Raw genomic sequence first — 11,997 nt, 5'->3', positions numbered from 1 at the left:
AGCGCAGCGGAGGGACGCAGCACGCGGGGTCGCCTTTCTTTGGTTCCTTTCTTTGGCGAAGCAAAGAAAGGGACTCGCCCGCGGGGGCGAAATCCCCGCCTCCGAATTCAACACGTGCAGTGTTTCCACGGACAGCAGCTGAGGCTGTCAGCCGGGCGCGGCCCTCACCCCCGCCCTCTCCCAGGGGGAGAGGGAGCAAATCCGGAAAGAAGCCCGACGCCCCATCATGAGCCCTCACCCCCACCCTCTCACATACCGAGAGGGCGCAAACCTCAATACCCCCTCCCCCGATCCACCACCCCCACCATCCCCTCCCCCCTCTCCCACCGCCCCAGGTTCGCAATGACCGCCTCCGCCGCGCTCCGCGGCTGCGTCATGCTCGCGATATGCGGCGTCAGCCGGATCCGCGGATGCCGCCAGAATGGATGCCCCGCCGGCAACGGCTCCGGATCGCTCACGTCCAGCACCGCCTCCGCCAGCCGCCCGGAGGCCAGCGCCGCCAGCAGATCGGCCTCGACCAGCTGCGGCCCCCGCCCCACCTGCACCAGGCATGCGCCCTCGGGCAATCGCGCGAACAGCGAAGCACACAGGAACCCCCGCGTCTGCTCCGTCAACGGCAGCAGGCACACCAGGATGTCGGACCGCCCCAGGAAGCCCGCCAGCTCGTCGGCACCGGCGAAACACGCCACGCCGTCGACCGTGTGCCGCGACCGGCTCCACCCCGCGCAGTGGAAGCCGAAACCGGCCAGCTGTGCCAGCACCGCCTGGCCCAGCGAGCCGAGCCCCAGCACGCCCACCCGCCGCTCGCCGGCCATCCGTACCGGCAGGGGCTTCCATACGCCCGACTGCTGCTGCCGCCGGTAGGCCGGCATGTCCCGGTGCAGGTCCAGCACCGCATGCACCACGTACTCCACCATGCCGCGCACGATGCCCGGCTCGACCATGCGCACCACCGGCAGGCCGGGCGGCAGCGCGGCCATGTCGAACTGGTCCACGCCGGCGCCGGAGGAGAACAGGACCTCCAGATGCGGGAACCGGGCGGCGATGTCCGCCGGCGGCTCCCATGCGGCCAGGAAGCGGACCCGTTCCGGCTCGCCGATGTCCGGCCAGACGCGGAAGTCGATGTCCGGCGCCTGGGCGGCGAACACCTCGGCCCAGACGCGTCCGCGCACCGGGTCGGATTTGTAAAGGAAGGTGGTCGTCATAGGCGTTGGCGCAGTCGAGGCCAGGGCATCAGCCCACCGCCTGCGTCGCCAGCGCGAACAGCAGCGGCCCGCCCGGCGCCACCGGCAGCGGCGTGCCGCGCACCATCACCGTCGGCGCATCCACGCGCTGCAGGCCGATGCTCTCCAGCCACTCGCCCAGTCCGCTCGCGAAATCGATGTCGATCCGGGTGAACTGGCCGGCGTTGACGCTGGCCAGGTGCGCGATCAGCGCCCGGGCGCCCTCGACGTCGGGCGCGACGACCGGGCCGATCGCATGGCCGCGGCCGAAGCGGCGCAGCATCGCGAAGCCGCGGGCCTCGTTCTCGTGGGCCAGCACCACGCAGGCCTCGGCGCTGGCCAGCAGGTCGGCGATCAGGCCGTCGCGCGGCATGCCGCGGGCTGCGGCATCCAGCGCCTGCAGCGTCGCGGCCTCGTGCTGGCCGGCCGGCCGCAGCCGCCAGCCGGGTGGCAGCGCCACCAGCGGCGCGGTCTGCGCCAGGCCCTGGTGCTGGCGCACCTCGCCGGTCCGCACGAAACCCAGGCGCTCGTACAGGCCGCGGCCTTCGGCGGTGGCGTGCAGCAGCACGGTGTGGTCGTCCAGGCCGTGCAGCAGGGTGCTCATCAGCCGGTGGCCGATGCGCCGGCCCTGGCTCGCGGGCGTGACGATCACCAGGCCGATCGTGGCGTGCCGCGGCCCCCAGTGCCAGCGCTGGGCGGTGGCGACGGGTTTGCCGTCGATCTCGGCCATCACCCCCTCCGCATGGGCGAAGGTCTGCGCCCAGTCGGTCGGCCGGTGCGGCCAGCGCAGCTCGTCCGACAGGGCGTGGGCCTGCGGCAGGTCGGCGGCGGTCATGGGGCGGAGGACCACGCCGTCGGCGGCGGGGGCATGCGGAATGGAGACGGGCATCGGGGGGGCTCTGGTTGCGGTGCGAATGCGCGCCCATCTTCGGCGACATCCGGCGCCCGCGCCACCGCGGTTACGACCCGCGGCGCAACTCGCAAGCATCGGTTGCGGGCCGGCGGGTTCTCGCAATTCGCTGCCGCCCAGCGCCCGCCTACGCAACCAAATGCCGTCCGATCTGCCTAGCATCGAACCGACCTTCCTCCAGCCTTCCTGCGGCCCCGCGCCGCCCACGCCATGTACGCCTTCGACCCGCGCCAGATTCCCACGCCTTCGGGCCATTTCATCGGAGGCCGGTTCGTGCCGGGCAGCGGCCGCATCGCGGTGCGGCGGCCGTCCGACGGCCAGCACCACGCCGATCTTCCGCTGGCCGATGCCGACATGGTCGATGCCGCGGTGCAGAACGCATGGCAGGCCTGGCGCGACGGCGACTGGGCCCGGCGCCCGCCACGGGAGCGCGCGCGGGTGCTGCGCCGATGGGCCGACCTGGTCGCGGCCGACGTCGCCACCCTGGCACCGCTGGAAGCCGTCTGCTCCACCCGTCCGGTGCGGGACGCCGTGGCCTGGGACATTCCCTTCACCGCCGAGGGCCTGCGCTTCTTCGCCGAATACGCCGACAAGCTGGGAGGCGAGGTGGCCGCCACCCGGCACGACCATCTGGGCATGGTGGTGGCCGAGCCGTACGGCGTGGTGGGCGCGATCACGCCGTGGAACTTCCCGCTGGTGATGGTCTCGTGGAAGGTGGGCGCGGCGCTGGCCGCCGGCAACGCGGTGGTGCTGAAGCCGTCCGAGCTGACGCCCTTCTCGGCCCTGCGCCTGGCCGAACTGGCGGTGCAGGCCGGCGTGCCGGCCGGGCTCTTCAACGTCGTGCAGGGCGACGGCCGCACCACCGGCGAGGCGCTGACCCGGCATCCGCGCATCGCCAAGATGACCTTCACCGGATCGACCCATACCGGCGCCGCGATCATGTCGAGCTGTGCGCTGCACGGCCCGAAGCCCGTGACGCTGGAGCTGGGGGGCAAGAGCCCGCAGCTGGTGTTCGACGACGCGCCCGACATCGACCGCGTGGCCGCGCTGGTGGCCGGCGCGATCACCGGCAACGCGGGGCAGGTCTGCGTGGCCGGCTCGCGGCTGGTGGTGCAACGCGGGGTAGCCGACGCGCTGGTCGAGCGCATCGCGGCGCGCTTCGCGGCCTTGCGCCCCGGCGCCACCTGGGACGACGCCGCCACCCTGCCGCCGGTCATCTCGGCACCGCAGGCCGGCCGCATGCTCGACATCGTGGAGCGGGCGCGCGACGCCGGGGGCCGGGTCCGCTGCGGCGGCGGCCTGTTCGACGGCGGGCCGGGCGGTGCGTACTTCCAGCCCACCCTGCTCGAAGGCGTCTCGGCCGGCAACCCGGCGGTGGAGGAAGAGATCTTCGGCCCGGTGCTCACCGTGCAGATTTTCGGCGACGAGGACGAGGGCCTGGCCCTGGCCGGCCATGCGCACTACGGCCTAGCCGCCGGGGTGCACACCGCCGACATCGGCCGGGCGTTGCGGGCGGTGCGCGCCATCCCGGCCGGCACGGTCTGGATCAACCGCTACGGCCGCAGCGACGACTTCGTCATTCCGACCGGCGGCTTCCACCAATCGGGCATCGGCAAGGATCTGGGGCGCCAGGCGGTCGAGGCCAACCTGCGATTCAAAAGCGTGCTGATCGACTTTGCTGCAGTGCACTAACGGTGCGCCCCGCACGCTTGGGGGGCATACCGCATCCCATGCCGCGGCCGGCACCGCAAACCGCAGCTTCGGTGCGGGCACCCCCGCTTTTCCCTATCGCAGCCGCGTGGCCGCATGCTGCAATCGCCTCGTAATGAAACTGTCGCACACGCCGGCTAAGGCATGCGACCCGCCAACGCCGGATGCCGGCATGACACAGGACCCGAGACCATGACATTCCGTCCCAAGTACGTGACCTTCGACTGCTACGGCACGCTCACCCGCTTCCGCATGGGCGAGATGACCCGCGAGATGTTCGCCGACCGCGTGCCGGCCGACCGGATGGAGCAGTTCGTCGCCGACTTCACCGCCTACCGCTTCGACGAGGTGCTGGGCGACTGGCAGCCCTACGAGGTGGTGCTGAAGAACGCGGTCCGCCGCCTGTGCAAGAAATGGAAGCTGCAGTACCTCGACGCCGATGCGCAGAAGTACTACGACGCGGTGCCCACCTGGGACCCGCACGCCGACGTGCCCGCGGGCCTGGCCAAGGTGGCCCAGGAGATTCCGCTGGTGATCCTGTCGAATGCGGCCGATGCGCAGATCCAGCGCAACGTGGCGATGCTGGGCGCGCCCTTCCACCGCGTCTACACCGCGCAGCAGGCCCAGGCCTACAAGCCGCGGCTCAAGGCCTTCGAGTACATGATCGACTCGCTCGGCTGCAACCCCGAGGACCTGCTGCACGTGTCGTCCAGCCTGCGCTATGACCTGATGTCGGCCGACGACATCGGCATCAAGAACAAGGTGTTCGTCAACCGCGGCCACGGTCCGGGCAACCCGGCCTACGGCTACACCGAGATCGCCGACATCGGCGGCCTGCCGGGCGTGGTCGGTCTCTGATCCCGCTTGCCCGCCGCCCGCATACCGACGCGCCCGCCATGAAGCTCGATTCCTACTGGACCGATTCCGCCACGCCGTTCGTCCCGGCCCCCCACGCCCTGCCCGCGCAGGTGGACGTGGCGGTGGTGGGCGGCGGCTTCACCGGCCTGTCGGCGGCACGCGCCCTGGCGCTGCGCGGCGCCCGGGTGGCGGTGCTGGAGGCGGGCGACCGGGTGGCGGCCGAAGCGTCGGGCCGCAACGGCGGCCATGTGAACAACGGCCTGGCGGTCGACTATGCGGCGGTGGCCGCCCGCGTCGGGCAGGAGCAGGCACGCGCCTGGTACCACGCCTTCGACGACGCGGTCGATTCGGTGGCCCGCATCGTCCGCGACGAGGCGATCGACTGCGATTTCCTGCGCCACGGCAAGCTCAAGCTCGCCACCCGCGGCCACCACCTGGAGGCCCTGCGCCGCAGCGCCGAGCGGCTGGTGGCCGACGGCGTCGACACCGACGTCGATATCCTCGAAGCGGCGCAGGTGCGGGCCGAGGTGCAGAGCGACCGCTTCCAGGGCGGCCTGCTCTACAAGCGCAGCGCCCAGATGCACATGGGCCGCTTCGCCCAGGGCCTGGCCGCCGCCGCCGAGCGCCGCGGTGCCCAGATCCATACCGGCACCGCGGTGCAGCGCATCGAGCGGGTGCGGGGCCCGGTGCACCGGCTGCACACCGCGCGCGGCACGGTGCAGGCCGACCAGGTGCTGCTCGCGACCGGCGCCAGCCGGCACGGCGGCTATGGCAGCTTCGGCTGGCTGCGCCGGCGCATCGTGCCGATCGGCAGCTTCATCGTGGTCACCGAGCCGCTGGGTGCCGAACGCGCGCAGGCGCTGCTGGCCGCACGGCGCACCTACGTCACGGTAGCCAACATCCACCACTATTTCCGGCTGACGGCCGACCACCGGCTGGTCTTCGGCGGGCGGGCGCGCTTCGCCGTCTCCAGCCCGCAGCAGGACGCCGCCAGCGGCGAGGTGCTGCGCGCGGGCCTCGCCGAGACATTTCCGCAGCTCGGCCCGGTCCGGCTCGACTATTGCTGGGGCGGCCTGGTCGACATGACGCAGGACCGCCTGCCGCATGCCGGCGAGCGCGACGGCCTCTTCTATTCCACCGGCTACAGCGGCCACGGCACCCAGATGTCGGTCCACATGGGCGAGCGCATGGCCGCGGCGATGGCGGGCGATCCTGCCGCCAACCCGTGGCACGGCCGCGACTGGCCGGCGATCCCCGGACACGTCGGCCCGCCCTGGTTCCTTCCGGCCATCGGCCTCTACTACCGGCTCAAAGACCGCCTGGCCTGAGCCCCGCGTCTCGTGCAGCAGATTCCGTCCCCGCGTTTTCACACCCCCACAGGTTCACCAGGAGTACAAGAAGCATGAGCAAGCGCCCTCTCTCTTTCGAGAACGTCGTCGGTCCGCAGGAGAGCCTGCGGATGATGGACTCCCTGCGCCGCGGCGCGAGCCGGCGCGACGTGCTGGCGATGCTGGTGGCCGGCGGCATGCAGGCCACCCTGGCCGGCAGCCTGGCGGGCTTGGCCGCCACCGCCCATGCGCAGACCCCGCGGCGCGGCGGCAAGATCCGGGTGGCCGCCGCCACCGCGGCCGTCACCGACACGCTGGACCCGGCCAAGCAGTCCAACCAGAGCGACTACGTGCGCTGCAGCATGGTCTACAACGGCCTGACCTCCCTCGACGGCAGCCTGTCGCCGCAGCCGGCGCTGGCCGAGTCCTTCGCCACCACCGATGCCAGGACCTGGGTCTTCGCCCTGCGCAAGGGCGTCACGTTCCACGACGGCAAGGCTCTGTCGCCCGCCGACGTGGTGTTCTCGCTGATGCGCCACAAGGACCCGGCCACCGCCTCCAAGGCCAAGGTGCTGGCCGACCAGATCGAGAGCGTCCGGGCCAGCGGCCCCAACGAGGTGACGGTGGTGCTCACCGCCCCCAATGCCGACCTGCCGGTGATCCTGGGCACCTTCCACTTCCAGATCGCCAAGGAAGGCACCACCGACTTCAGCGGCGGCGTCGGCACCGGCCCCTACAAGCTCAAGGAATTCAAGCCGGGCGTGCGCACCGTGGTCGTGCGCAACGACGCCTACTGGAAGCCCGGCAAGCCCTACCTCGACGAGATCGAGTTCGTCGGCATCGGCGACGAGAGCGCCCGGGTCAACGCCCTGCTGTCGGGCGGCATGGACCTGGTCGCCTCGGTCAACCCGCGCGCGGTGGCCCGGGTCAGCGGCACGCCCGGCTACGCGATCTTCACCACCCAGTCGGGCCAGTATTCGGACCTGATCATGCGCAAGGACATGGGCCCCGGCGCCAGCCCCGACTTCGTGCTGGCGATGAAGCACCTCTTCGACCGCGAGAAGATGAAGAAGACGATCGCGCTCGACTACGCGGTGCTCGGCAACGACCAGCCGGTCGACCCGACCAACCGGTTCTACTTCAAGGACCTCCCGCAGCGCACGTTCGACCTCGACAAGGCCAAGTTCCACCTGCAGAAGTCGGGCGTCACCGGCAAGGTTCCGGTCGTGACCTCGCCCGCGGCGATGTACTCGGTCGAGATGGCGCTGGTGATGCAGCAGACCGCCCAGGAGATCGGCCTCGATCTCGACATCAAGCGGATGCCGGCCGACGGCTACTGGTCGAACCACTGGCTCAACAGCCCGGTCGGCTTCGGCAACGTCAACCCCCGCCCGAGCGCCGACACGATCCTCACCCAGTTCTTCAAGTCCGACGCCGCCTGGAACGAGTCGCGCTGGAAGAGCGCCCAGTTCGACCAGCTCCTGCTGGCGTCCCGCGCCGAGACCGACCTGGCCAAGCGCAAGCAGATGTACGCCGACCTGCAGACGATGGTGAACCAGGAGGCCGGCATCGGCATCCCGCTGTTCCTGGCCAGCATCGACGGGCACTCCACCAAGCTGAAGGGCCTGGCACCGATCCCGCTGGGCGGCCTGATGGGCTACTCCTTCGCCGAGCACGTATGGCTGGAGGGATGAGTTCTCCCCCAGGCTTGCGCACTGCGTGTCGCCGCCTCCCCCCTCTCCGGGGGCGGCCCGCGGCTCGGCGGTGCCTCGCCGCCTCGCCCCTGAGGCACGGCCTGCGCTGCGCGCGGCCGGCCGGGGGACCAGGGTACTGCCTGAGGCGCGGCGGCACGGGCTCCGCGGCGGTGCGGGCGCAGGCCCGGCCGAGCCGGCAATCGACGGAAACCGAGGTCGCGGGATGAATGCCTTGATCTTCAAACTGCTGGGCCAGCGGGTCCTGATGGCTCTGCTGTCGCTGCTCGCGGTATCGGCGATCGTGTTCGCGATCACCGCGGTGCTGCCGGGCGACGCCGCGCAGGAGCAGCTGGGGCAGGACGCGACGCCCGAGGCACTGGCCGCGCTGCGCACCCAGATGGGCCTGGACGTGCCGGCACCGGTGCGCTACCTGCACTGGCTGGGGGGCATCGCCCGGGGCGACCTGGGCACCTCGACCACCACCCAGCTGCCGGTGGGAGAGCTGGTCGCCAGCCGGCTGCCCAATTCGCTGCTGCTGGCGGCCGTCACCGCGCTGTTCTCGGTGCCGATCGCGCTCGGGCTGGGCATCGCCTCGGCCGTGTGGCGCGGCTCGTGGTTCGACCGGATCGCCTCGACCGCCGCGGTGGCGGTGGTGTCGGTGCCCGAATTCCTGGTGGCGACGCTGGCGGTGCTGGTGTTCGCGGTCAAGCTGCAGTGGCTGCCGGCGCTCTCGTACGCGGGCGACATCGAATCGGTTGGTCAGATGCTGCGCGCCTTCGCGATGCCGGTGCTGAGCCTGTGCTGCGTGATCGTGGCGCAGATGATGCGCATGACCCGCGCCGCGGTGATCGACCAGCTGGAGGCGCCCTACATCGAGATGGTGCGCCTGAAGGGTGCGTCGCCGCTGCGGATGGTGATGGCGCATGCGCTGCCCAACGCCGTCGGGCCGATCGCCAACGCGGTGGCCCTCAGCCTGTCCTACCTGCTCGGCGGCGTGATCATCATCGAGACCATCTTCAACTACCCCGGCATCGCCAAGCTGATGGTCGACGGCGTGAGCCAGCGCGACATGCCGCTGGTGCAGACCTGCGCGATGGTGTTCTGCGCCGGCTACCTGATCCTGGTGACGGCGGCGGACGTGTGCGGCATCGTCGCCAATCCGCGGCTTCGCCACCGCTGAAACCCGAAGGCCCGCACGATGGATTCCCTGTCTCCTGTCCCCGGCGCCCCGGCTGCGTCCTGCCCGCCCCGGCGCGGCCTGCTGCGCAGGCTGGGCCGCTTCGGCTTCTCCGGCTGGCTCGGCCTGGCGCTGCTGGCCTTCTGGGTGCTGGCGGCGGTCGTCGGGCCCGGCCTCCTGCCCCGGGCGCTGGCCGGTGCCGGCAGCGGCACGGTGTTCGGCCCGATCGGCGCGACGCACTGGCTGGGCACCGACTACCTGGGCCGCGACATGCTGGCCCGGGTGGTGGACGGGGCGCGCTACACCGTCGGCGTGGCCCTGGTGGCCACGCTGCTCGCCAGCGGCATCGGCATCGCGCTGGCCCTGCTGGCCGCCGCCGGCACCGCGCGGCTGGACGCGGTGCTGAGCCGGCTGCTCGACACGCTCACCGCCATCCCCAGCAAGATGTTCGCGCTGATCATGGTGGCCGGGTTCGGCTCCTCGGTGCAGATGCTGGTCTTCACCGCCGCGCTGATCTACGTGCCGGGGGCCTTCCGCATCGCGCGGGCCCTGGCGGTCAACATCGCCGCGCTCGACTACGTGACGGTCGCGCGCACCCGCGGCGAGGGCACCCTCTACATCATGCGGCGCGAGATCCTGCCCAACATCCTGGCGCCGATGCTGGCCGACTTCGGCCTGCGCTTCGTCTACGTCGTGCTGCTGCTGGCCGGCCTGAGCTTCCTGGGACTGGGCATCCAGCCGCCGGCGGCCGACTGGGGTTCGCTGGTGCGCGAGAACATCGGTGCGCTGCCCGACGCGGGCGCCTCGGTCATCGCGCCGGCCCTGGCGATCGCCAGCCTGACCATCGCGGTCAACCTGGTCATCGACAGCCTGCCCGGGCGTGCCGAACGTGCCCGGCTCGAACGATGAACGCCCGCCGCTCCGAAACCTTTCGCAGGAACCACTGACATGGGCGCATCCGTCGTCGTAGACAAGCTGCAGATCACCGCCGGCGGCCAGACGCTGGTCGACGGCCTGAGCTTCTCGATCGCACCCGGCGAGGTGCTGGCGCTGATCGGCGAGTCGGGCTCCGGCAAGACCACCACCGCGCTGGCGCTGATGGGCTATGCGCGCCAGGGCTGCGCCATCTCCGGCGGCAGCGTACGCATCGGCGATGTCGACGTGCTGCACCTGGCGCCGGCCGCGCAGCGCGCGCTGCGGGGCCGCACCGTCGCCTACATCGCGCAGAGCGCGGCGGCCTCCTTCAACCCGTCGCGCTGCATCATGGACCAGGTGGTCGAGCCCGCCCGCATCCACGGCACCCTGCCGCGCGCGGAGGCCGAGGCCAAGGCGGTGCAACTGTTCCGCGAGCTGGCGCTGCCCAGCCCCGAGACCATCGGCGACCGCTATCCGCACCAGGTGTCGGGCGGCCAGCTGCAGCGGCTGATGGCGGCGATGGCGCTGATCACCGATCCCGACCTGGTAATCCTCGACGAGCCGACCACCGCGCTCGACGTGACCACCCAGATCGAGGTGCTGCGCGCCTTCCGCCGGGTGGTGCGCGAGCGCCGGGCGACCGCCGTCTACGTGAGCCATGACCTGGCGGTGGTGGCGCAGATGGCAGACCACATCCTGGTGCTGCGCGGCGGCCGCATGCAGGAAATAGCGCCGACCGCCCGCATCCTGGCCCAACCCGGCCACGACTACACCCGCAGCCTGCTGGCCGCCGCCCGGCCGGCGGCGCGCCCCGCCGAACACTGCCTGGGCGAAGGCGAGCTGCTGCTCGACGTGCAGGAGCTGTCGGCCGGCTACGGCCCGGTCGACACCCGCGGGCAGCCGGCCACCCTGATTCTGCAGGACATCGACTTCAAGCTCTACCGCGGCCAGGCGATCGGGGTGATCGGCGAATCGGGCTCGGGCAAGACCACGCTGGCCCGCGCCATCGCCGGGCTGATCGCGCCCTGCCACGGCGCGATGCTGTTCCGCGACCGCGAGCTGAAGCCCGACCTGGCACACCGCAGCAAGGAAGAGCTGCGGCGCATCCAGATCGTGTTCCAGATGGCCGACACCGCGCTGAACCCGTCGCACACCGTCGAGAGCATCCTGGCCCGGCCCCTGCAGTTCTACAAGGGCCTGAAGGGCGAGCCGCTGCGCCACCGCATCCGCGAACTGCTCGACCTGGTGCGGCTGCCCCAGGGGGTGGCCGCACGGCTGCCCGGCGGCCTCTCGGGCGGGCAGAAGCAGCGGGTCAACCTGGCTCGCGCCCTGGCCGCCGACCCCGACCTGATCCTGTGCGACGAGGTCACCTCCGCGCTCGACACCGTCGTGGGCGCCGCGGTGCTGGAGCTGATGGCCGACCTGCGGCGCGACCTGGGCGTGTCGTACCTGTTCATCAGCCACGACCTGCACACGGTGCGGGCCGTCTGCGACGAGATCATCGTGATGCAGTACGGCCGCAAGCTGGCCCAGGTGGCCCGGGCCGACTTCGACCGCGGCCCGCACCATCCGTACTACGAACTGCTGGCCCGCTCGGTGCCGGAGTTGCGGCAGGGCTGGCTGGAGGAAGCGCATTGAGCGTGCCGACCTGCAGGCGCAGGTCCGCCAGAAGCAGGCGGTTGCATGGCAGGCATTCGCTATCAAATCCATAGCTAACAGCCGGCTCCGTTCGTCGGCTGGAGCCTTTTTTCATTCAAATTCCATGCCCTCCACCGACATACTCGCCGTTCCAGCCATCTCCACGGACCGCACTGCAGCGACTGCTGCCTCCAAAGCCCATGCTGCTACCGCTGCTCACGACCCGGTGTCCGCCGCCGCGCCTGTCACCACCGCTCCCGCCGCCCTGGCCCTCACCCGCACCACCCTGCTGCCCAACGCCAACTTCGTCGCCGGCCACTGGCAGCCTGCGGCCAGCGGCGACCTGCTTCCGGTCACCGACCCCGCCACCGGCGACCTGATCGCCCAGGTACCCGACTCCGGTCCCGCCGATGCGGTCGCTGCGGTCGATGCCGCCCACGCGGCCTTTCCCGCCTGGCGCAAGGTGCCGGCCAAGCAGCGCGCGGCCATCGTGCGCCGCTGGAACGACCTGGTCCTGGCCCACCAGGAGGACCTGGGCCGGCTG

The 11,997-nt window shown here is 71.5% G+C and carries 10 protein-coding genes; 8 read left to right on the top strand and 2 right to left on the bottom strand.

The genetic code is table 11. The annotated features are described in order from the left end of the window. Window positions 1-272 precede the first annotated feature (272 nt). Both ASE76_RS11980 and ASE76_RS11975 read right to left on the bottom strand, forming a co-directional pair. Window positions 273-1,205, bottom strand: a complete 933-nt coding sequence (locus ASE76_RS11980) for a glyoxylate/hydroxypyruvate reductase A (protein ID WP_055839672.1) — start codon at window positions 1,203-1,205, stop codon at window positions 273-275. Window positions 1,206-1,233: 28 nt separating this feature from the next. Then, the gene (locus tag ASE76_RS11975) at window positions 1,234-2,112 is read right to left on the bottom strand and encodes a GNAT family N-acetyltransferase (RefSeq protein ID WP_055839670.1); all 879 of its coding nucleotides are present in this window, start codon (window positions 2,110-2,112) and stop codon (window positions 1,234-1,236) included. A 231-nt stretch (window positions 2,113-2,343) separates the two neighbouring features. Between ASE76_RS11975 and ASE76_RS11970 the strand changes: the two genes are divergently transcribed. The 8 genes from ASE76_RS11970 to ASE76_RS11935 all read left to right on the top strand — a co-directional run. Then, window positions 2,344-3,825 (top strand): aldehyde dehydrogenase, encoded by a 1,482-nt coding sequence (locus ASE76_RS11970; protein ID WP_055839666.1) that lies wholly within the window; start codon window positions 2,344-2,346, stop codon window positions 3,823-3,825. A gap of 210 nt (window positions 3,826-4,035) precedes the next feature. After that, on the top strand, window positions 4,036-4,701 hold the full coding sequence (locus ASE76_RS11965) for a haloacid dehalogenase type II (RefSeq protein ID WP_055839664.1): 666 nt from the start codon (window positions 4,036-4,038) through the stop codon (window positions 4,699-4,701). 38 nt (window positions 4,702-4,739) lie between these two features. After that, a complete protein-coding gene (locus ASE76_RS11960) occupies window positions 4,740-6,029 on the top strand; it encodes an FAD-binding oxidoreductase (RefSeq protein WP_055839662.1) in 1,290 nt (429 codons plus the stop codon). A 74-nt stretch (window positions 6,030-6,103) separates the two neighbouring features. Next, on the top strand, window positions 6,104-7,723 hold the full coding sequence (locus tag ASE76_RS11955; protein WP_055839659.1) for an ABC transporter substrate-binding protein: 1,620 nt from the start codon (window positions 6,104-6,106) through the stop codon (window positions 7,721-7,723). Window positions 7,724-7,946: 223 nt separating this feature from the next. Beyond that, window positions 7,947-8,903, top strand: coding sequence for an ABC transporter permease (locus tag ASE76_RS11950; RefSeq protein WP_055839656.1), 957 nt, complete (start codon window positions 7,947-7,949; stop codon window positions 8,901-8,903). A gap of 18 nt (window positions 8,904-8,921) precedes the next feature. Then, window positions 8,922-9,809, top strand: a complete 888-nt coding sequence (locus tag ASE76_RS11945; RefSeq protein WP_055839653.1) for an ABC transporter permease — start codon at window positions 8,922-8,924, stop codon at window positions 9,807-9,809. 39 nt (window positions 9,810-9,848) lie between these two features. Then, entirely contained in the window at window positions 9,849-11,453 is a 1,605-nt protein-coding gene (locus ASE76_RS11940) for an ABC transporter ATP-binding protein (protein WP_055839649.1), read from the top strand. Between the two features lie 226 nt (window positions 11,454-11,679). Continuing rightward, window positions 11,680-11,997: aldehyde dehydrogenase family protein (locus ASE76_RS11935; RefSeq protein WP_369793408.1), on the top strand; the 318-nt coding region annotated here is incomplete at its 3' end.

The sequence above is a fragment of the Xylophilus sp. Leaf220 genome (genome assembly GCF_001421705.1).
Taxonomy (GTDB): Bacteria; Pseudomonadota; Gammaproteobacteria; order Burkholderiales; family Burkholderiaceae_C; genus Xylophilus.
This window is presented reverse-complemented; position numbering and strand designations above follow the sequence as displayed.